This is a genomic window from Streptomyces sp. NPDC042364 (assembly GCF_056437585.1).
This window is the reverse complement of the sequence record NZ_JBWKAJ010000014.1, coordinates 171,599-192,168: the sequence shown is the minus strand read 5'-3', so window position 1 is coordinate 192,168 and position 20,570 is coordinate 171,599. Positions and strand designations below refer to the sequence as shown.

At 72.4% G+C, this 20,570-nt stretch carries 16 protein-coding genes; 9 read left to right on the top strand and 7 right to left on the bottom strand.

What is annotated here, in order from left to right; genetic code table 11:
• Positions 1–38: 38 nt before the first annotated feature.
• Positions 39–1,061, top strand: a complete 1,023-nt coding sequence (locus AC067N_RS26475; RefSeq protein WP_478681366.1) for an Acg family FMN-binding oxidoreductase — start codon at positions 39–41, stop codon at positions 1,059–1,061.
• 81 nt (positions 1,062–1,142) lie between these two features.
• On the opposite strand, the gene AC067N_RS26470 is transcribed toward AC067N_RS26475, so the two are convergent.
• Entirely contained in the window at positions 1,143–1,565 is a 423-nt protein-coding gene (locus AC067N_RS26470; protein ID WP_478681365.1) for a pyridoxamine 5'-phosphate oxidase family protein, read from the bottom strand.
• 246 nt (positions 1,566–1,811) lie between these two features.
• Between AC067N_RS26470 and AC067N_RS26465 the strand changes: the two genes are divergently transcribed.
• The 5 genes from AC067N_RS26465 to narI all read left to right on the top strand — a co-directional run bounded on the left by AC067N_RS26465 (position 1,812) and on the right by narI (position 10,307).
• Positions 1,812–3,098, top strand: a complete 1,287-nt coding sequence (locus AC067N_RS26465; RefSeq protein WP_478681389.1) for a nitrate/nitrite transporter — start codon at positions 1,812–1,814, stop codon at positions 3,096–3,098.
• Positions 3,099–3,458: 360 nt separating this feature from the next.
• Positions 3,459–7,142 carry a nitrate reductase subunit alpha gene (locus AC067N_RS26460; RefSeq protein ID WP_478681388.1) on the top strand — a complete coding sequence of 1,228 codons (3,684 nt, stop codon included), beginning with the start codon at positions 3,459–3,461 and terminating at the stop codon, positions 7,140–7,142.
• Positions 7,142–8,872: a nitrate reductase subunit beta gene (gene narH, locus AC067N_RS26455; RefSeq protein ID WP_478681364.1), complete on the top strand. Its 1,731-nt coding sequence runs from the start codon at positions 7,142–7,144 to the stop codon at positions 8,870–8,872. Before AC067N_RS26460 ends, narH begins: the two co-directional genes overlap by 1 nt.
• Positions 8,873–8,877: 5 nt before the next feature.
• Complete coding sequence (narJ, locus tag AC067N_RS26450; RefSeq protein WP_478681363.1) at positions 8,878–9,540, top strand: nitrate reductase molybdenum cofactor assembly chaperone; 663 nt, start codon at positions 8,878–8,880, stop codon at positions 9,538–9,540.
• Positions 9,537–10,307 (top strand): respiratory nitrate reductase subunit gamma, encoded by a 771-nt coding sequence (gene narI, locus AC067N_RS26445; RefSeq protein WP_478681362.1) that lies wholly within the window; start codon positions 9,537–9,539, stop codon positions 10,305–10,307. Before narJ ends, narI begins: the two co-directional genes overlap by 4 nt.
• A 146-nt stretch (positions 10,308–10,453) precedes the next feature.
• Here the strand turns inward: narI and AC067N_RS26440 are convergent, their stop codons facing one another.
• The 3 genes from AC067N_RS26440 to AC067N_RS26430 form a co-directional block, all read right to left on the bottom strand.
• Positions 10,454–11,332, bottom strand: a complete 879-nt coding sequence (locus AC067N_RS26440) for an LLM class F420-dependent oxidoreductase (protein ID WP_478681361.1) — start codon at positions 11,330–11,332, stop codon at positions 10,454–10,456.
• A gap of 104 nt (positions 11,333–11,436) precedes the next feature.
• On the bottom strand, positions 11,437–14,007 hold the full coding sequence (locus AC067N_RS26435) for an ABC transporter permease (RefSeq protein ID WP_478681360.1): 2,571 nt from the start codon (positions 14,005–14,007) through the stop codon (positions 11,437–11,439).
• Positions 14,008–14,011: 4 nt separating this feature from the next.
• Positions 14,012–14,887, bottom strand: a complete 876-nt coding sequence (locus AC067N_RS26430) for an ABC transporter ATP-binding protein (RefSeq protein ID WP_478681359.1) — start codon at positions 14,885–14,887, stop codon at positions 14,012–14,014.
• Positions 14,888–15,103: 216 nt separating this feature from the next.
• Here AC067N_RS26430 and AC067N_RS26425 point away from each other — a divergent pair, with 216 nt between their 5' ends.
• Together AC067N_RS26425 and AC067N_RS26420 are read left to right on the top strand one after the other, a co-directional pair.
• Positions 15,104–15,379, top strand: a complete 276-nt coding sequence (locus AC067N_RS26425) for a toxin-antitoxin system HicB family antitoxin (protein WP_478681358.1) — start codon at positions 15,104–15,106, stop codon at positions 15,377–15,379.
• Between the two features lie 4 nt (positions 15,380–15,383).
• The gene (locus AC067N_RS26420) at positions 15,384–15,758 is read left to right on the top strand and encodes a fic family toxin-antitoxin system, toxin component (protein WP_478681357.1); all 375 of its coding nucleotides are present in this window, start codon (positions 15,384–15,386) and stop codon (positions 15,756–15,758) included.
• A gap of 112 nt (positions 15,759–15,870) precedes the next feature.
• Here AC067N_RS26420 and AC067N_RS26415 read toward each other — a convergent pair whose 3' ends face one another.
• On the bottom strand, positions 15,871–16,542 hold the full coding sequence (locus AC067N_RS26415) for a class I SAM-dependent methyltransferase (protein ID WP_478681356.1): 672 nt from the start codon (positions 16,540–16,542) through the stop codon (positions 15,871–15,873).
• Between the two features lie 173 nt (positions 16,543–16,715).
• Positions 16,716–17,402, bottom strand: coding sequence for an esterase/lipase family protein (locus tag AC067N_RS26410; protein ID WP_478681355.1), 687 nt, complete (start codon positions 17,400–17,402; stop codon positions 16,716–16,718).
• Positions 17,403–17,511: 109 nt separating this feature from the next.
• Between AC067N_RS26410 and AC067N_RS26405 the strand changes: the two genes are divergently transcribed.
• Positions 17,512–19,806, top strand: a complete 2,295-nt coding sequence (locus tag AC067N_RS26405; RefSeq protein WP_478681354.1) for a LuxR C-terminal-related transcriptional regulator — start codon at positions 17,512–17,514, stop codon at positions 19,804–19,806.
• A gap of 44 nt (positions 19,807–19,850) precedes the next feature.
• On the opposite strand, the gene bioD is transcribed toward AC067N_RS26405, so the two are convergent.
• Entirely contained in the window at positions 19,851–20,570 is a 720-nt protein-coding gene (bioD, locus tag AC067N_RS26400; protein WP_478681353.1) for a dethiobiotin synthase, read from the bottom strand.

The following is a 20,570-nucleotide window of genomic DNA, read 5'->3' as shown; positions in this document are numbered from 1 at the left end:
GGTTGGTGATACGGAGGACACCCTGCGAAGGAGCCGTCATGCAGACCCGGGAAGTCGACGCCACAGCTGTGCACACCCTGTTGGCCGCGGCGGTGGCGGCGCCGTCGATCCACAACACGCAGCCCTGGCGGTTCGGTCTCGACCCGGAGAGCCGGTCGATCGAGGTCCGTGCCGACCGTCGGCGGCGGCTGCCGCTGGCCGACCCCGACCTGCGTGCCCAGCACCTGTCGGTGGGGGCGGCCGTCTTCAACCTCCGGGTCGCCGCCGCGCATCTGGGCTGGGAGACCGTCGTCCGGCTGCTTCCCGCCGCAGACGATCCGGACCTGCTGGCCAGGGTCCAACTGGCCGGGCCGGCCCTGGACGGGCAGGCGCCCCTGGGCGATGTGTACGAGGCGGTCGAGCGGCGCCACACGAGCCGGATGCCGTTCACCGGCCGTCCGGTTCCGGACCCGGTCGTCGCCGAGATGATCAGCTCGGCCGGGGCCGAGGGCGCTCACCTGACCGTGCCGGACATCGTGGGGACGCGGCGCCTGCTCCGACTGACCCAGGCGGCCGAGGCGCGCAACGCCGCCCACCCGGCCCGTGCGGCCGAGGCACGCACCTGGATCACCGTTCCGGGGAAGAACGCCTCCTACGGCATTCCCCTCATGGCGCTGGGCCCGCGGGACGCGTCCGGGCGGATGCCGGTCCGGGACTTCACGGGCCGGCTGCCCGCTCCCCACCTGCCCGCCCTGCGCTTCGAACGCCATGCTCAGGTGGCCCTGCTGTGGACGTCACACGACCGGCCGGAGGACTGGCTGCGAGCGGGGCAGGCACTGGAGCGCGTGCTGCTGACGGCGACCCGGCGCGGGGTGCGGACCTCCATGCTGCACCAGGCGATGGAGTGGCCGGACCTTCGGGCGGCGATGGCGGGGTCGAGGCGGCGGTGCTTCCCGCAGCTGCTGATCCGGTTCGGGTACGGCCCGGACGGCGGCCGCACACCCCGGGCCTCCGCGGGTGCCGTACCTGCCGCCCTCCCGGAGGCGGAGCCGCGGGCATCCCACGCGGGTACGAACGACTGAGCCGACGGGCCGGCTGCGCACGGCCGGCCCTGAGCGTGGCCGGCACGGCGGGCCCGGAGCGGCGGTTCGCCGCCGCCACCCTCACTGCAGGGCGTGCGCTCCCTGGAGTTCACGTCCGGTGACCATCTCCGACACGATCCGTACGAACACCGGGTCCCGCAGGGGCATCCAGGAGGCGGGGCCGATCTGCGACAGCCGCTCGTGCTCGGCGGGATCGGTCACGGTGGTGGCCCGGCCGGTGACGACGACGCTCCACCCGGACCGGGTCGAGGCGTCGAACTCGTCCGCCTCGAAGGCGACGACGACGCCGTCGACGGCGCGGACCAGGTCGGAGCCCCGTGACGTGCGCAGCAGAACGGAGCCGTCCGTGTCCAGGGAGAAGTTGACGGGGAGGACCGCGGGCAGGGCCTGCCGGGTGTAGACCACGCGGCCGACCGGCACCTTGCCGAGCAGGCGCAGGCACTGCGGCCGGTCGAGTGCGCGAAACGCGTCGTTCTGGAACATCAGTTCATCGTCCATACGGGCGCATGCCGCGGGTAGGGCCGATCGGCCCTACCCGGATGTGCCCCGCGGCACGGGGTGGACCGGCCCGGGACCGTTTGTCCGTCGGCAGGGACCCATGGCCCATGCCGAGGGTGGGCGCGGACGCGGAGAGTGGCTGTGGGATGCCGTTCCTCGGACGATGGGTCTGCGGCGCACGTGCGATCCCGGTGGCGCAGTACCACCATGAAGAGGAAAGGGACGGACAACATGGTCCAGCCGTTGAAGTCGAAGAGCGGCGGTTCACCGTCGGATACGCCGGTGTCCGCACGGGCGTGGCTGATGCTGGCCCTGGCCACCGTGGGTTTCGCGGTGAACTTCTGGGCGTGGGCGCTGCTCAGCCCGCTCGGCCCCCGGTTCAAGGAGAGCCTCGACCTCTCGTCGTTCGAGCAGTCGCTGCTGGTGGCGGTTCCGGTCGTGGTCGGCTCCCTGGGCCGTATCCCGGTGGGCGCGCTGACCGACAGGTTCGGCGGACGGGTGATGTTCCCGATCGTGTCGGCGGCCACCATCGTGCCGGTTCTCTACCTCGGGCTGGCCGGCCACTCCTCGCTGGCCGCGCTCCTGGTCGGCGGGTTCTTCCTCGGTATCGGCGGCACCGCCTTCGCCGTCGGAGTGCCGCTGGTCAACGCATGGTTCCCGCCCGAACGGCGCGGGCTCGCCATCGGCGTCTTCGGCGCCGGCATGGGCGGCACCGCCATCAGCGCCCTGACCACCGTGAAGCTGGTCGACGCGAACAGCATGGCCACGCCGTTCCTGATCACCGCGGCGGTCCTGGCCGTCTACGCCGTGGTGGCCGCCCTGCTGCTGCGCGACGCACCCGGCCGCACCGTGCCGACCGAGCCGCTCGGCCGCAGGCTGGCCGCCACCGCCCGGCTGCCCATCACCTGGCAGGCGTCCGCGCTGTACGCCGTGGCGTTCGGCGGATACGTGGCCTTCTCCGTCTACCTGCCCACCTACCTCAAGACCGGCTACGGCCTCTCACAGGCCGACGCCGCCAACCGCATGGCGGGCTTCGTGCTCCTCGCGGTGGCGATGCGCCCGATGGGCGGCTGGCTGTCCGACCGGCTGGGCCCGGTCCGGGTGCTGGCCGGCTCGCTGGCCGTGGTCGTCGCCGGGGCGGTCGTACAGTCCTTCACGCTCCCCCTGGCTCCCGTGGGCACCATCGCCTTCCTGTCCATGGCCGCCGCGCTCGGCGCGGGCAGCGGGGCGACCTTCGCCCTGGTGGCCCTGATGACCCCGGCGGCCCAGGTCGGCTCGGTCACCGGCGTGGTCGGCGCGGCGGGCGGTCTGGGCGGCTTCCTGCCGCCGCTGGTCATGGGCTCGCTGTACGGCGCGTACGAGTCGTACGCCATCGGCCTCGCCCTCCTCGCGGTCGTGGCCACAGCCGCGCTCGCCTTCACCCTCACCGGCGTCAAGCGCGCCGCTGAGGGCGGGGAGCCCCGGCCGCGCACGGGTGGCCGGCGGGGCCACGGCACCACCGCCGGCACCACCGCGTAAGGGCACCCGGCGTCACCGGAACAGTCAAGGACATCCAGGTCGACCGCCTGAAGGGGGGTGACCTCTCCGGCCGGACACCGCACCGCACAGGCCCCGTGCCCCCGCTCATCGCGAGCGGGGGCACGGGGCTTCACTGATACGGGCGTGACGCTCGGAGCGGGTGCAGCCGGCCCCGCACGCTCCGTCGGACGATCTCCCTACGCCATGTGTGGGTCTTGGTGTGGCTGTTGACCTTCGTGGGGATGGCGGTCGTAGAGTCGTGGGCGGCCGGAACCGATCACAATTCGAACGGGCCTGCGATGCCCGGGGCGGAGTGGCACGGTGAGCACGGAGACCAGCCGGGAACGGACACGGACGGGCATGGACGGCGATCTGGCGGAGGCGCTGGTGCGCAGTCGCCGGTTCTTCACGCGGGCGGAGGTCTCCGACGATCTGCGCACCCTGCATCGCAAGGGTGGCCGGCAGGCGGACGAGTTCTACCGGGACCGCTGGTCGCACGACAAGGTGGTGCGTTCCACACACGGCGTGAACTGCACGGGCTCGTGCTCGTGGAAGGTGTACGTCAAGGACGGCATCATCACCTGGGAGGCACAGCAGACCGACTACCCGTCGGTCGGCCCGGACCGGCCCGAGTACGAACCGCGCGGCTGCCCGCGCGGCGCCGCCTTCTCCTGGTACACCTACTCGCCGACCCGGGTCCGATACCCGTACGTCCGCGGCGTCCTGCTGCAGATGTACCGGGAGGCCAAGGCCCGCCTCGGTGACCCGGTGGCGGCCTGGGCGGACATCGTCTCCGACCCCGAGCGCGCCCGCCGCTACAAGAAGGCGCGCGGCAAAGGCGGGCTGGTGCGGGCGAGTTGGGACGAGGCGGTGGAGATGGTCGCCGCCGCGCACGTGCACACCATCAAGGAGTACGGGCCGGACCGGCTCGCCGGGTTCTCGCCGATCCCGGCGATGTCGATGGTCTCGCACGCGGCCGGCGCCCGCTTCTACTCACTGGTCGGCGGGGCGATGCTGTCGTTCTACGACTGGTACGCCGACCTGCCGGTCGCCTCGCCGCAGATGTTCGGCGACCAGACCGACGTACCGGAGTCGGGGGACTGGTGGGACGCCGGCTATCTGATCATGTGGGGCTCCAATCTCCCGGTGACCCGGACCCCGGACGCGCACTGGATGGCGGAGGCCCGCTACCGCGGGCAGAAGGTCGTCGCCGTCTCGCCCGACTACGCGGACAACGTGAAGTTCGCCGACGAGTGGCTGCCGGCCCAGCCGGGCACCGACGGAGCCCTGGCGATGGCCATGGGCCATGTGATCCTCAAGGAGTTCTTCGTCGACCGGGAGACGGAGTACTTCACCTCCTACGTGAAGCGGTACACCGACCTGCCGTTCCTGGTCACCCTGGACGAGGCGGCGGACGAGCCGGGCACGTACACGCCCGGCAAGTTCCTGACCGCGGCGGACCTGGGCGGCGAGCCCGCCACGGCCGAGCACGCGGAGTTCCGGACCGTGCTGCTGGACGCCGCCACCGGGCGACCGATCGTGCCGAACGGCACCCTCGGGGACCGCTTCGGCGAGTCGGGCGCCGGGAAATGGAACCTCGACCTGGGCGACGTGAATCCGCTGCTGTCCGCGGGCGGAGGCGGCGAGGCGCCGGTCGCCGTCGACCTGCCCCGCTTCGACGCGCCGGACGGCGCCGCGGGGCGGCTGCGGCGCGGCGTACCGGTGCGCCGGGTGGCGGGACGCCTGGTGACCACGGTGTTCGACCTGCTGCTCGCTCAGTACGGGGTGGCCCGCGACGGATTGCCCGGCCGCTGGCCGTCGTCGTACGAGGACGCCGAGGAGCCGTACACCCCGGCCTGGCAGGCGTCGATCACCGGAGTGGACGCCGGCCGGGCGGCCCGGATCGCGCGGGAGTTCGCGGCCAACGCCGAGGAGTCCGGTGGCCGTTCCATGATCATCATGGGTGCGGGCACCAACCACTGGTTCCACTCCGACACCATCTACCGCGCGTTTCTGACGCTGACGACGCTGACCGGCTGCCAGGGGGTCAACGGCGGCGGCTGGGCGCACTATGTCGGCCAGGAGAAGGTCCGTCCGATCACCGGCTACTCGGCGATCGCGACCGCCGCCGACTGGAACCGCCCGGCCCGGCTGATGATCCAGACCGCGTACTGGTACCTGCACAGCGACCAGTTCCGCTACGACCCGTTCTCCGCTGACACCCTCGCGGCGGCGGGACGGGGCAGCCCCTTCGCGGGGAGGACCACCGCCGACGTGATCGCGCAGTCGGCCCGGATGGGCTGGATGCCGTCGTACCCGACCTTCGACCGCAACCCGCTGGACCTCGCCGACGAGGCGGAGGCCGCGGGCCGCGACGTGGGCGCTCATGTCGTGGAGGAGCTGAAGTCCGGGCGGCTGAGGTTCGCGGGCGAGGACCCGGACGCCCCCGGGAACTTCCCCCGGGTGCTGACGGTGTGGCGGGCCAACCTGCTCGGCTCCTCCGCCAAGGGCAACGAGTACTTCCTCAAGCACCTCCTCGGCACCGACTCCTCCGTCCGGGCCGATGAGGCGCCGCCGGACGCCCGGCCGAGGGACGTGGTGTGGCGGGAGGAAGCCCCCGAGGGCAAGCTCGACCTGCTGCTGACGCTGGACTTCCGCATGACCAGCACGACCGTCTTCTCCGACGTGGTCCTGCCGGCCGCGACCTGGTACGAGAAGCACGACCTGTCCAGCACGGACATGCACCCCTTCGTCCACGCGTTCAACCCGGCGATCGCCCCTCCGTGGCAGACCCGCACCGACTGGGACGCCTTCCACACCCTCGCCAAGGAGTTCAGCCGCCAGGCCGCCGGCCACCTCGGCGTCCGCAAGGACGTGGTCGCCGCCCCGCTGCTGCACGACACACCGGACGAACTGGCCACCCCGCACGGGAGGGTGCGCGACTGGAAGCAGGGGGAGTGCGAGCCGGTTCCGGGCCGCACCATGCCGAAGCTGGTCACCGTGGAGCGCGACTACGGCGCCGTCGCCGAGAAGATGGGCGCTCTCGGGCCGCTCCTCGACCGGCTGGGCGCCACCACCAAGGGCGTCACCTTCCACGTCGACAGGGAACTGGACTACCTGCGCCACAAGAACGGCGTCGTGCGCGGCGGAGCGGGCGACGGCCGCCCGTCGATCGCGCGTGACACACAGGCGTGCGAGGCCATCCTCGCGCTGTCCGGCACCACCAACGGCCACCTCGCCACACAGGGCTTCCACACCCTGGAAGCCCGCACCGGCACGCGGCTCGCGGACCTGGCCGCCGAGCACGAGGGCAAGCAGATCACCTTCGCCGACACACAGGCCGCCCCCGTCCCGGTCATCACCAGCCCGGAGTGGTCCGGCTCGGAGACGGGCGGGCGCCGCTACTCGCCGTTCACCGTCAACGTCGAGCGCCTCAAGCCCTGGCACACCCTCACCGGCCGCCAGCACTTCTACCTCGACCACGACTGGATGGCCGCCCTCGGCGAGCAACTCCCCGTCTACCGGCCCCCCTTGAACATGGACGTCCTGTTCGACGAGCCACGCCCGGGCGACGTCGGGGAACTGGGGGTGACCGTGCGCTACCTGACCCCGCACAACAAGTGGTCCATCCACTCCGAGTACCAGGACAACCTGTTCATGCTCTCCCTGTCCCGGGGCGGCCCCACGATCTGGATGAGCACCCAGGACGCGGCCAAGGTCGGGGTGGAGGACAACGACTGGGTCGAGGCCGTCAACCGCAACGGTGTCGTCGCCGCCCGCGCGGTCGTCTCGCACCGCATGCCCGAGGGAACCGTCTACATGCACCACGCCCAGGACCGCCTCATCGACGTGCCCCGCACGGAGACCACCGGCCGCCGCGGCGGCATCCACAACTCCCTGACCCGCCTGCTGATCAAGCCGACCCATCTGATCGGCGGCTACGCCCAGCTCTCCTACGCCTTCAACTACCTCGGCCCCACCGGCAACCAGCGGGACGAAGTGACCGTCATCCGCCGCCGCGCCGACCAGGAGGTGACGTACTGATGCCCCGTGGCGAAGCCGCCATCGGACGCGTGATGGCACAGATGGCGATGGTGATGAACCTCGACAAGTGCATCGGCTGCCACACCTGCTCGGTCACCTGCAAACAGGCGTGGACCAACCGCACCGGCGTCGAGTACGTGTGGTTCAACAACGTCGAGACCCGCCCCGGCCAGGGGTATCCGCGCCGCTACGAGGACCAGCACACCTGGAAGGGCGGCTGGGAACTCAACAAGCGCGGGAAACTGGCGTTGAAGGCCGGCGGCCGTTTCAAGAAGCTCGTCCAGATCTTCTCCAACCCCGTGCTGCCCTCCCTCGACGACTACTACGAGCCCTGGACCTACGACTACGAGACGCTGACCAACGCCCCCCTGCAGGACCACACCCCCGTCGCCCGCCCCAAGTCCCTGATCAGCGGCAAGGACATGAAGATCTCCTGGTCGGCGAACTGGGACGACGACCTCGGCGGCTCGGCCGCGACCAGCGAGCGGGACGTCCTGCTGAACGAGGTCTCCGAGAAGATCAAGTTCGAGTTCGAGCAGACCTTCATGTTCTACCTGCCGAGGATCTGCGAGCACTGCCTCAACCCGTCCTGCGCGGCCTCATGCCCGTCCGGCGCGATCTACAAGCGCGAGGAGGACGGCATCGTCCTCGTCGACCAGGACCGCTGCCGGGGCTGGCGGATGTGCGTCACGGGCTGCCCGTACAAGAAGGTCTACTTCAACCACCGCACCGGCAAGGCCGAGAAGTGCACGTTCTGCTTCCCGCGCGTCGAGGTCGGCCTGCCCACCGTCTGCTCCGAGACCTGCGTCGGCCGGCTGCGCTACATCGGCCTCGTCCTCTACGACGCCGACAGGGTCCTCGAAGCGGCGTCCACCCCCGACGAGAAGGGCCTGTACGAGGCCCAGCGCCAGGTGTTCCTCGACCCGCACGACCCCCGGGTCATCGCCGAGGCGGAGAAGGCGGGTATCCCGCGGGACTGGGTCGAGGCCGCCCAGCGCTCCCCGATCCATTCCCTCATCAACACCTTCAAGGTGGCCCTGCCGCTGCACCCGGAGTACCGCACCCTGCCCATGGTCTGGTACATCCCGCCGCTGTCCCCGGTGGTCGACGCCGTCCGCGACACCGGTCAGGACGCCGAGGACCACCACAACCTCTTCGCCGCCGTCGACGCCCTGCGCATCCCCGTCGACTACCTCGCCCAGCTGTTCACCGCCGGCGATCCGGCACCCGTCGACGCGGTGCTGCACCGGCTGGCGGCCATGCGCTCGTACATGCGCGACATCAACCTCGGCCGCGAGCCGAACGACGCCATCCCCGAGGCGGTCGGCATGAGCGGCGAGCAGGTCTACGACATGTACCGGCTGCTGGCGCTGGCCAAGTACGACGAGCGTTACGTCATCCCCCCGGCCCACGCCGAACAGGCCCACCAGCTCGAGGAACTCGCCACCGAGTGCAGCCTGGACTACGAGGGCGGCCCCGGCATGGGCGGCTCCGGCCCGTTCGGCGAGACCTCCGGCGGTGCCGCCCCGATCGCCGTGGAGAACTTCCGCGCCCTGCGCGACCGCCAGACCTCCGACACCGCCGCCACGCCCGGCGACAAGGCCACCCGCGTCAACCTCCTCAACTGGGACGGCAAGGGCTCACCGCCCGGCCTGTTCCCGGACCATCCCTCCGGCGGCGGAACCGGTGCCGGCCAGGACACGGGCGGGGAGGCCGAGCCGAAGCCGTGAAAGCCATGAGAAGGAAGAGCACACGCACCGCCCGGACCGAGTCCTGGCATCCCCTCGCCTGGCAGGTACAGTCCCTGCTGCTGTCCTACCCCGACGACCGGTTCACGCGGCACCTGGCCCTGGCCGGCCGGGTCGCCGACGTCCTGCCCGACCCGGTGGCCCGACCCCTGCTCCGTTTCACCGCACACGCCGAGCGGACCGCCCCCGCGGACCTGGCCGCCGCGTATGTGGCCACGTTCGACCACCGCAAACGCTGCTGCCCGTACCTGACGTACTACGCGCACGGCGACACCCGGAAGCGCGGCATCGGCCTGCTGCGGTTGAAGCAGACGTACACCGCGGCCGGCTGGCGTCTGGGTGACGACGAACTGCCCGACCACCTGGCCGTCGTCCTCGAGTTCGCCGCCACCGACCCGCCCACCGGAGGACCTCTGCTCACCGAACACCGCGCCGGCCTCGAGCTGCTGCGCCTGGCCTTGAACGACGACGGCTCGCCCTGGGCCCCTGTCCTGGACTCCGTATCGGCCACTCTGCCCGCCCTGGCCGGCGACGACCGCGAGGCCGTCATGCGCCTGGCCGCCGAGGGCCCGCCCGAGGAGCAGGTCGGCCTCGACCCGTACGCATCCCCGGTGTTCCTGCCCGACCCCGTCGTAGGAGGTCCCCGATGACCGCGCCCGCGCAGCCCCTCACCCTGGCGGCGGAGGCAGGCACCGGCGGCATCCTGCTGTGGGTCGTCCTGCCGTACGTCGTCCTCGCGGTGTTCGTCCTCGGCCACGTCTGGCGCTACCGCTACGACAAGTTCGGCTGGACCACCCGCTCCTCCCAGCTCTACGAACGGCGGCTGCTGCGCATCGGCAGCCCACTGTTCCACTTCGGGATCCTGGTCGTGCTCCTCGGTCACATCGGCGGCCTGGTCATCCCGGAGAGCTGGACCGAGGCGGCCGGTGTCAGCGAGCACGCCTACCACGTCTCCGCGGTCGTCCTGGGCACCGTCGCGGGCGTCGCCACCGTGGGCGGGCTGGCCATCCTGATCTACCGGCGCCGTACCGTCGGGCCCGTGTTCTCGGCCACCACCCGCAACGACAAGGCCATGTACGTCTCCCTGACGGTGACCATCGCCCTGGGCCTGGCCGCCACCGTGGCCGCGAACATCGTGGGCGGCGGCTACAACTACCGGGAGACGATCTCCCCCTGGTTCCGCTCGATCTTCTACTTCCAGCCGGATCCTGCCCTGATGAGCGAGGCGCCGGTGCTGTTCCGGCTCCACGCGCTCAGCGCCCTGCTGCTGTTCGCGTTCTGGCCCTTCACCCGGCTCGTCCACATGCTCACCGCGCCGCTGGGCTATCTGACCCGCCCGTACATCGTCTACCGCAGCCGCGACACCCGACTCGGCGCCCGTGCCCCGCGACGCGGCTGGGAACGCGCGGGGTCCTGAGGGCTGCGGGTCCTGAGGGCTGCGAGGTCCTGGGGAAGGCTGGGTCCTGAGGAGGGCGGGGGCCTGAGGAGGGCTGGGTCCTGAGGAGGGCGGGGGCCTGAGGAGGGCTGGGTCCTGAGGAGGGCGGGGGCCTGAGGAGGGCGGGGTCATCTGCCGCGCAGCGCCTCGATGACCCGGGCGAACGCCTCCATGTTCGGCTCGAGCACCGTCAGGTAGGTGAAGCCGTAGCGCTTCCGCTGCGCCAGCACCTGCTCGACGATCTCGTCCAGCGTCCCCACCAGGACCAGCGGCAGTCGCAGGACCTGCTCCTCGCTCAGATGCGGGATGTGCCCGAGCCACGGCTGCACGGCCGCCCCGCGGTCCTCGGTGAACTCCACGAGCTGGATCAGGAGATTGAGCTCGGCCGGCTCGCCGCGGACGGAAGCGAACTCGTGGTACCGGCCGACCCGTTCGTCCAGCTCCTCCGCCGTCAGCGCCTCCAGCGTGCCGCCCGCTCCGGGCCGCGCGCCCGTGAACGCCGCGATGTCCGCGTGCTCGGCGGTGGCCCGCAGCATCCGGTCGCCGTTCGCGCCGACGAGCAGCGGAACCGTCCGCTGCGCGGGGCGCGGCTGGTGCTCCTGCGACCCGAGGAGCCGCCGTAACTCCGTGATGGTCCGCACGAGATGGTCGACGCGCTCGCCGGGAGACCCCCACGGCAGGCCCGCCTTCTCGTGCTCGGCCGGTACGTAACCCGTGCCGAGCCCCAGCTCCAGCCGTCCGTCGGTCAGCGCGTCCGTCGTGGACACCTCGCGCGCCAGGAGGGCGGGGTTCCAGAACCCCGCGTTGAGCACGAAGGTGCCGACCCGTGGCCGCTCGGTCGCCTCCGCGGCGGCGACCAGCGCCGGGAACGGGGCCGGCATGCCCAGATGGTCGGGGACCAGGATCACGTCGTAGCCCAGCCGCTCGGCGCGGCGGCACTTCGCGCGCCACTCCCCGGCCGAGGTCGGATTGAGCAGATTGACTCCGAAACGGAACGGGCGCGGCATGAACTCTCCTCACCGGCATGGGATTTGAGCCTGGCATCCCGGTGAGTACACCACCCTCGCGCCCTCGCTGCCAGCACGCCCGGCCGCCACCCACCGTCGGCAGGTCACTCGTGCGCGATCGCCGCCAGCACGTTCATGCGCGACGCGCGCAACGCCGGCAGCCACGCGGCCACCACGCCCACCACCGCCGAACCGATCACCACGGCGACGACCGTGCCCCACGGGATCGCCAGCGCCTTCATGCCCTGGAGCGCCAGCACCTGCTGCACGCACACCCCCCACACCAGCCCCAGCGCCAGCCCGAGGACCGCGCCGAACACGGCGATCACCACCGACTCCAGCCGGATCATCCGCCGCAACTGCCGTCGGCCGAGCCCGATCGCGCGCAGCAGCCCGATCTCGCGGGTGCGCTCGACCACCGACAGGGCGAGGGTGTTGACCACGCCCAGCACCGCGATCACGATCGCGAGGCCGAGCAGCGCGTACACCAGGTACAGCAGCACGGCGATCTGGCCGCGGACAAGTTCCTTGTAATCGGCCTGGTCGCGCACCTGTACCTGGGGGTACGCGTCCAGCGTCTTCTCCAGGTTCGCGCGCAGTTCGTCGGCACCGACCCCGGACGCGGCGTTCACGTACAGCGCCGAGTCCTGGCCGTCCGGCACATACGTCTCGATCGTCCCCATCCCGAAGTACAGCCCGCCCTGCATTCCGAAGCCGTCGGCGGTGTCCTGGTCGGTGAGCGCGGCGACCTTCAGTTCGGCGTCCTTCCCGCCCGGGAACCGCACCGGGACCGTGTCGCCGACCGCCACCTCGTGCTCGCGCGCGAAGTCCACGTCCATGGCGATCGCGCCGTCGGCCAGCGCGGCGGCGCTGTCGCCCTCGGCGTAGGTGACGTTGGCGACCTCGTCGAGCCGGGTGTCGTAGGCGGCGGCCGTGGTCTCGATCCGCTCTCCGTCCGGCAGCCGGACGGCGACGGGCGCGAACCGCTGCCGTACGACCAGTCCGGCGCCCTCCGTGTCGCGGACCTCGTCGGTGACCTCCTGGGGGAACGGCAGGAAGTTCTGGTTCTGGACGACGAAGTCCGCGCCCAGTGTCCTGTCGATCTCGTGGTCGAACGACTTGGTCATCGACGCGCTCGCCACGGACATCCCGGCGACCAGCGCGAGCCCCACCATCAGCGCGGCGGCGGTCGCGCCCGTCCGGCGCGGGTTGCGCAGGGCGTTGCGCTGGCTCATCCGGCCGACGGAGCCGAACAGCGCCGGGAACGCGCCGCCGAGGACCCGGATCACCGGCCGTACCAGGAGCGGGCCCGCGATGACGGTCGCGATCAGCGTGAGGACGACACCGAGTCCTAGCAGCGAGGCCGCCGAGCCGGTGTCCGACGACACGGCGCACCCCACGAGTGCGGCGGCGCCCGCCGCGCCGACGATCACACCGACCACCGCCCGCGTCCTCAGCGGCCGGCCCACCCCGGCGATCTCCGCGTCCGTGAGGGCCGCCATCGGGGACACGGTTGCCGCGCGCCGCGCAGGCAGGTACGCCGCCACGAAGGTGACACCGAGCCCGACGACGTACGCCGCGATCGGCGTCCCCACGCCGACCACCATCTCGGTGGACTTCAGGTTCATCCCGAAGGCGCCCATGAGTTCGATCAGCCCGAAGGCCAGCCCGATGCCCGCGGCGAGGCCGAGCGTCGACCCGACCAGACCGAGGAGCGCCGCCTCGGTGAGCACGGACCGGCGCACCTGCCGCCGGTCGGCGCCGAGGGCACGCAGCAGGCCCAGCTCACGGGTGCGCTGCGCGATCAGCATCGAGAAGGTGTTGACGATCAGGAACACCCCGACGAGCGTCGCGATGCCCGCGAAGCCCAGCATCACGTACTTGATGACGTCGAGGAACCCGCCCAGCGAGGCCGCCGCGGAATCGGCCTGTTCGCCGGCGGTCTGGTACTCGTACGCGCCCGGCCCGAGCGCCGCGGCGATCCGCTCCTTGAGCTGGGCGTCGGTGACACCGGGCTCCGCGGTCACCGAGATGCCGGTGGCGGCGCCGGGGTCGCCCAGCAGCCGGGTCTGCGCGGTGGGGGTGTCGAGGAAGACCAGCGCGGCGCCGGGGTTGGTGGTGGTGAAGGTGGCGATGCCGACGACCTCCACCCTGAAGGAGCCGGGCCCGGCGAGCACGGTGAGCGTGTCGCCGATCTCCACGTCCTTCTTCTTCGCGGTGTCGGCGTCCAGCAGCGCCTGGCCGGGGCCCTCCGGCGCGTGTCCGCTGGTCAGCTCCACGGGGCTGCGGTCGGTGAGGTACCAGTTGGTCGCGATCGTGGGTGCGCCCGTCGTCGGGCCCACCGACTCGTTGTCGCGGTCGACGACGGTGATGTTCTCCACGGCCGCGTCGACATGGGTGTCCGCGACGCCGTCGACCTTCGCGACCCGCTCCGCGAGCGCGGCGGGCACCGTTTCCACCGCCCCGGACGGCAGCTGCCCCTCCAGGTCGTCGTCCTTCGGGCCCACGGTGACATCGGCCGAGGTGGAGGCGAAGAGCCGGTCGAAGGTGCGGGTGACCGTGTCCGAGAAGATCAGACTGCCCGAGACGAACGCCACCGACAGGACGACGGCCAGGGCCGAGAGGACCAGCCGCCCCTTGTGCGCCAGGAAACTCCGCAGGGTCGCCTTCAGCACGGTGTCAGTCCTTGTCGAGGTCGGTGGTCCGGAGGGTGTGCGCGTCAGCGGGTTCGCCGCCCCCGTCGGATGCCGTCGCGAGCGGGTCGAGCCCGGAGGGCTGGGTGGCGGTCCCGCTGAACAGCCGCATGCGTTCGAGGACCGCCTCGGCCGTGGGATGCTCCATCCGGTCCACGATCCGCCCGTCGGCGAGATAGAGCACCAGGTCGGAGTGGGCGGCGGCACCCGGGTCGTGGGTGACCATGACCACGGTCTGGCCCAGCTGGTCGACGGCCTCCCGCAGGAAGCCCAGCACCTCCAGTCCGGCCCGCGAGTCGAGGTTGCCGGTCGGCTCGTCCGCGAAGATCAGCTCGGGCCGGGAGGCGAGCGCGCGGGCGCAGGCGACACGCTGCTGCTGGCCGCCGGACAGCTGCGCAGGCCGGTGCCCCAGCCGGTTCCGCAGCCCGAGCGTGTCGATGACCTGGTCGAGCCACCTCTCGTCGGGTTTCCGGCCCGCGATGTCCATGGGCAGGGTGATGTTCTCGGCCGCGTTCAATGTAGGGATCAGATTGAACGACTGGAACATGAAGCCGATGCGGTCCCGCCGCAGCCGGGTCAGCTCACGGTCCTTGAGCCCGGTGATCTCGGTGTCCCCGAGCCACACCTGCCCGGCCGACACGGTGTCGAGTCCGGCCAGGCAATGCATCAGCGTGGACTTCCCCGAGCCCGAGGGGCCCATCACCGCGGTGAAGCGGCCGCGCGCGATGTCCACGTCGACCGAGTCGAGGGCGAGCACCGTCGTCTCGCCCGAGCCGTACGCCTTGGTCAGGCCCCGGGCGCGGGCGGCGACGCCGTCGGCTTCCGCGCGGCCGAGGGAGTGCTCAGCGGCAGCAGTGGACAAAACGGCCTCCATGCTCGAACCAGTTCGCATTCCGGGCGTTACCGGACGAGCCTAATGTGATCCGGTCCACACCGGGTATCCCCCGGAAGTCCGAGGCGGTCTCCGTCGCAGGTCGGGTTCCGCGTGTCGGTGTAAGGGGCACCGGGGTGCCGCTCCCGGGGGCGCACGGTCCAAGGCGCCCTTGCCCCGCTAGCACTCCGGCGCTAGCGTCGAGTCATGGCCAAGACCCAGCTGAACGTACGGGTGGACGAGGACACGGCCCGGGCAGCCCGGGAGCGGGCCCTGGAGCGCGGGATGAGTGTCAACCGGTACATCGAGGAGCTGGTCAGACAGGACACCGGAGAGGTGGGCCACACCTTCGTGGAGTCCGCGGCCGACTTCATGAAGCAGTACGCGGCGGTCTTCGCCGAGGAATTCGACGGGGGTGCCCCCACTCGGGCGAAGCCGGGAGCGGCGGGGGAACCCGGGGGCGGGCGCGAGGGACGTCACTGATCCCTTGAGCCGGCTCAGAATCGACCTCGCCTGGCTGCTGATGGTCGCAGAACAGAAGACCCCCGGAGACCCCCAGGTCAGCGACTGGGGCGCCCTCGTCGCGGCCGTCGCCCGGCACGAGGCGCAGATCTTCGACGTCCCCGTCTACGACACCCCGCACGCCCGGGCCGCCTCCCTCCTCCAGCTGCTGATGCACGTCCCGGCCCTGGAACGCTCCAACGCGCTGTTCGCCTCCGCCGTCGCCTACGGCTACCTCGTCGCCAGTGGCGTCAAGGTCGTCACCTCCGCCGAGCAGGTGCGCGAGCTGGCCAGACTGGTCAAGACCGGCGAGGCCACCGTCCAGGACATCGCGCAGGAGCTTCGCCAGTGGAGCCGATGAACGACCGGACCGGCGGGCTTCGCCCGGTGCGGGGGACGGTCCGGCCGGCGGCGCGCCGGCATGGCGCCCTTGTCCGATGCCACCGCGACGCCGCGGAGATCCACCGGAAGCCCTAGCCGTCCGCATCTTCGTCCGGTCCGGACCGGCGGGCCCGGCCGAGTACGAGGTACGAGCTGGGCAGTCGTGGGCCCCGGGGCGGCAGGTGCAGCTCCCTTGCCGACTCGATCTCGAACGCCGCGGCCTCGATCGCGCCGACCGGGTCGCGGGACACATGGCAGCCGCCGAACAGCAGGGGCCACACCGTGCGGTCCAGCGCCCGCTGGGTCGTGCGCATCACCCGGCCGCCGCCCCTGCCGTGCTCGAAGAACCGCAGCTCACCGCCGGGACGCAGCACCCGCCGGATCTCGCGCAACGAGCGCCGCAGATCCCGCACGCTGCACAGCACCAACGACACCACGGCCGCGTCGAACGCCTCGCTCTTCACCGGCAGGGCCTGCGCCGCGCCCGGTACGACATCCACGGGCACATCGGCGCGCAGGGCCGTCTCCAGGGCCAACTGCCGCAGGGAGTGCTCCGGTTCGATCGCCACGACCTCGGCGACCGTACGGGGGTAGTGCGCGAAGTTCAGGCCGTTGCCGGCACCGATCTCGATGACCCGCCCCGAGAGACCGGCGAGCAGCTCGTCGCGCAACGGACCGATCTTCGGCTCCGCCGACACGCTCAGGCGGGCGTAGAACCGGGCGAACAGGGGGTGGTGCACGGTGTCCTTGCCGGCACGGACCATGACGGGCCTCCCGAGGAGGACGACAGATACCGCGATTGTCCCCCGTAGGACACCGGCTCACCCGTCCGGCGCCGGCGGGCGGACACGGCGGCGCCCGCCGCGCGGCCCTGGGGAGGAGGTCGCGCGACGGGTGCGGGACGTACGGCAGGCGGTCTTCCGCTGGTGGCGGGCGGTCAGGCGACGAAGTCGCGCACCTGCTCGTAGACACCGTGGTCGTTGTTCATCTCGTTGTGCGAGACACAGCCGACCTCGACGTTCGTGGCCCCGTTCAGGATCGCGGTGGTGTCCGGGGTGAGCGCGTCGTCGCAGTTCGACCAGTAGCTGGCGTACGACACGCTGCCCGGGGTCTCGTCACCGGAGTTGAGCGAGGTCAGGAACGAGCTGCCGGTGTACATCTCGGCACACGAGGTGTACAGCCAGCGGCACCAACCCGCGACGGTCGTCCCGTGGTTGACGCCTGCCGTGGAGACGAAGTCGTCGACGTAGGCCGTCCCGCCGAGGTTCTTGAGGTAGTAGCGGGAGCTGAGCGCGCCCATCGAGTGGACGACCACGTCGACCTTGGCGGCGCCCGTCGAGGCGAGCACGCTCTGGATCTTCGTCCTGAGCTGCGCCGCCGTCGTGGCGTTGGACTGGCCCCAGTCGTACGACCAGGAGTGCAGCTCGGAGGCGGCGTAACCGTCCGCCCTGAAGTACGCGGCCCAGTCGTCCCAGCTGCTGGACGAGCTGCTCAGACCGTGTACGAAGACGATCGGGTCGTGGGTCGCGGCCCGAGCGGGGACCGCGGAGAAGGAGAGGGACAGCAGGAGCGTGGTGGTCACGGTCCCGAGGGCCGTGGCGATACGGCGCATGCGGCGATGCATGGAGCCTCCTGAAACGGGTGGGGTTCGTCTGGAGTGTCAGGGGGGTCTACGCGCGCCGCATCGGTGAAATCGCCGGTCTTTACTGGTCGGTTAACTCGCAAGTAACGTGATGGGTGTGGTGACTCCGGTGAACCCCCCACGACTTCCGCATCGCTCGCCACCGCCCCCCACGGCCGCGTGGCCGAGCCCCAACACGGCGGCGGCCCCCGCGCCGACGCCGTCCGAAGGTGTGCCCGCGCCGGCCCGGGACGACCTGCCGCCGTCCGGTCCGGCCGAGGGTGCCGTGCCCGCGCAGGCGCTGTCCGAAGGCGTGCGGGTGCGTCTCCTGCACGCCGCCCACGGCGATCCGCGCGCCGCCGCCGAACTCGCCGCCGCCCTGACCCCGCGTCAGGCCATCGGGCTCGACCCGCTCCCCGCCGAGCCGTTCGCCCTGGCGCCCGCGCTGCTGCGGGTCCACCGGCGGGACGTCCGTGCCCTGCCCGACGACACCCGCTTCCTGCTGCTCCTCGCCGCGGCCGACCAGTACCCGATCCCGACGCACGCCTTCGAGCGGGCCGTCACGGCGGCCGGACTCGACACCCGGCCTCTCGACGCGGCCGACGCGGCGGGCATCGCGGACGCCACGGCCCAGGGCGTGGTCTTCCGGGACGCCTGGACCCGGATCGCCGTGTACGAGTCCGCCGCCACGGCCGACCGCCGCGCGGCCCACCGCCTGCTCGCCGGCGTCCTCAGCGGCGAGGGCGAGAGACCCAGGCGCTCCTGGCACCGGGCCGCCGCCGCCCTCGGCCCCAGCCGCCGGCTCGCCGCCGAACTCCGGTTCGCCGCGCAGGTGGCACGTGCCATCGGTGAGCCCGCGCTGGCCTCCGCCCTCGCCGAACGCGCCGCCGCCCTCACTCCCGACCCCGCCGAACGCCGGCCGCTGCTCGCACAAGCGGCTGCGGAGGCATGGCAGTCGGGCGACGGCGACCGGGCCCGCCGGCTCGTCGCCGCCACCGACGACGACGCCCTCGCCGGGCTCCTCGCCCTCCGCTCGGGCAACGCCGCCGAAGCGTTCGACGCCCTGCTCACCGCCGCGGTCCGGCACGGCGGCGACCACGACGCGGACACGGCTGCCCATGTGCTGGCACGAGCCACCGAGGCCGCCATCTACACCGGGGACCTGCGCCGCTGCCGGGAGGCCGCCGCCGTCGCCGACCGGCTCGGCATCCTGCCGCCCGGCACCCTCGGCGCGCTGACCGCCGCGTTCGAGGGACGCTACGACGACGCCCGCGACGTCCTCGAAGCCTCCGCGGGCCGCTGCGGTCCCGGCGGCGACCCCACCGGGCTGATCCACTCCGGGATCGCCGCCCTCCTCCTCGGCGACCACACCCGCGCGTTCACCGCGACGGCCCGCGCGGCCGCCTCAGCCCGCGCCAGGGGCGAGACGGTGACCGTGCCGCAGGCCATGGAGTTCCGGGCGTACGCCGAGTTCTGGACCGGGCGCCCCAAGGCCGCCGAGGCCGCCGCCGTGGAGGCCCTGCGGCAGGCGTACGCCACCGGGCAGGACAACGGGGCCTGCCATCTCCAGGCCGCGCTCGCGATGTTCGCGGCCGTCACCGGCGACGAGCGGTTGTGCCGGGAGCGCGCCGAGTCCGCCCGTACCCACGCGCTGGAACGGGGCCTCGGACTCCCGGCCGCGCTCGCCATGTTCGCCCTCGCCTTCCTCGACCTCGGCACGGGCCGCTACGCCGCCTCGGCGGCCCGCCTCCGGGCGCTCGCAGGTTTCGGCCCCGGGCACGGGCACCGGGCCATCCGGCACCTCGCGACACCGCACTACGTCGAGGCGGCCGTCCGCACCGGCGACACCCGGGTGGCCCGCGCCGCACACGCCGACTACGACCGCTGGGCCCGCACCGTGCGCAGCGCCGACGACCTCGCGCTCAGCGCCCGCTGCCGGGCGCTGCTCGCGACGGGGGAGGAGGCCGTCGAGCACTACCGGACCGCGCTCGACCTGCACGCCTCCGGCACCCGTGACTTCGAACGGGCCCGTACGGAACTGCTGTTCGGCAGCGCGCTGCGGCGGCTGCGCAACCGCACCGAGGCCCGCGACCGGCTCCACAGCGCGTTGGAGGCATTCGGCCACTTCGGCTCGCCCCACTGCGCCGACCAGGCCCGCGCCGAACTCCGGGCCCTCGGCGAACGCGCCCCCGCCACCCACGGCCCCGACGACCTCACCACCCGGCTCACGGCCCAGCAACTGACCATCGCCCGCATGGCCGCGGACGGCGCGACGAACCGCGAGATCGCGGCGCGCCTGCTGCTGAGCCCCCGCACCATCGACCACCACCTCCGGGGCGTCTTCGCCCGACTGGGCATCAGATCCCGGATAGAACTGGTGCGACTGCTGGGAGAAACGGCGGACTGAGACCCGGCCGGCAGCGCCGGGTGCCCAGCCGGGATGTCCGACCGCTACGCGGTCTCCCGTGCCGCGAAGGCGCCCGCATCCCACACGCCGCCCAGCGCCGGTGCCAGCCACTTGCCCGCCCGCGCCCGGAAGTCCGCCGGTTCCAGCGCGCCCGCGCCCTCCGGCACCGCCCCCAGCAGCGGCGCTCCCGCCACCACCGGCAGATCCGCCACGTTGCAACGGGACGCCAGATCCGGGGCCTCGGGCCAGCTGCCGATGACGACGCCCGTCAGCCGTACCTCCCGGACGGCGAGTTCACGGGCCGTCAGCTCGGTGGTGTTGAGCGTGCCCAGCCCGGCCGAGGCGACCAGCAGCACCGGCGCGCCCAGCAGCCGGGCCGTGTCCGCCAGCGTGCCGCCCGCCTCGTCGAAGCGGACGAGGAGACCGCCCGCGCCCTCGATCAGGACCAGGTCGTGGCCGGTCTCCAGCTTGGCCGCGGCCTCGGCGACGTCCTCCGGGTGGACCGGGGCCAGACCGGACCGCCGGGCGGCCGTCGCGGGAGCCAGCGGCTCGGGGTAGCGCGCGAGTTCATGCGCCGCCACGGCGCCCCCGGCGAGGCGCACCACCTCGTCCGCGTCGCCGCGCTCGTCCGGCCGTACCCCGGTCTGCGCGGGCTTGAGCACCGCCACGGACCGGCCGGCGGCCGCCGCCACCGCGGCGACGGCCGCCGTGGCGACCGTCTTGCCGACCTCCGTGCCCGTCCCCGTCACCACCAGGATCGTCAT

Bases quoted from the DNA above. Each gene is read 5' to 3' on its own strand.
- AC067N_RS26475 (WP_478681366.1), top strand. From the start codon at position 39: ATGCAGACCCGGGAAGTCGACGCCACAGCTGTGCACACCCTGTTGGCC.
- AC067N_RS26470 (WP_478681365.1), bottom strand. From the start codon at position 1,565: ATGTTCCAGAACGACGCGTTTCGCGCACTCGACCGGCCGCAGTGCCTG.
- AC067N_RS26465 (WP_478681389.1), top strand. From the start codon at position 1,812: ATGGTCCAGCCGTTGAAGTCGAAGAGCGGCGGTTCACCGTCGGATACG.
- AC067N_RS26460 (WP_478681388.1), top strand. From the start codon at position 3,459: ATGGACGGCGATCTGGCGGAGGCGCTGGTGCGCAGTCGCCGGTTCTTC.
- narH (WP_478681364.1), top strand. From the start codon at position 7,142: ATGCCCCGTGGCGAAGCCGCCATCGGACGCGTGATGGCACAGATGGCG.
- narJ (WP_478681363.1), top strand. From the start codon at position 8,878: ATGAGAAGGAAGAGCACACGCACCGCCCGGACCGAGTCCTGGCATCCC.
- narI (WP_478681362.1), top strand. From the start codon at position 9,537: ATGACCGCGCCCGCGCAGCCCCTCACCCTGGCGGCGGAGGCAGGCACC.
- AC067N_RS26440 (WP_478681361.1), bottom strand. From the start codon at position 11,332: ATGCCGCGCCCGTTCCGTTTCGGAGTCAATCTGCTCAATCCGACCTCG.
- AC067N_RS26425 (WP_478681358.1), top strand. From the start codon at position 15,104: ATGGCCAAGACCCAGCTGAACGTACGGGTGGACGAGGACACGGCCCGG.
- AC067N_RS26415 (WP_478681356.1), bottom strand. From the start codon at position 16,542: ATGGTCCGTGCCGGCAAGGACACCGTGCACCACCCCCTGTTCGCCCGG.
- AC067N_RS26410 (WP_478681355.1), bottom strand. From the start codon at position 17,402: ATGCATCGCCGCATGCGCCGTATCGCCACGGCCCTCGGGACCGTGACC.
- AC067N_RS26405 (WP_478681354.1), top strand. From the start codon at position 17,512: ATGGGTGTGGTGACTCCGGTGAACCCCCCACGACTTCCGCATCGCTCG.
- bioD (WP_478681353.1), bottom strand. From the start codon at position 20,570: ATGACGATCCTGGTGGTGACGGGGACGGGCACGGAGGTCGGCAAGACG.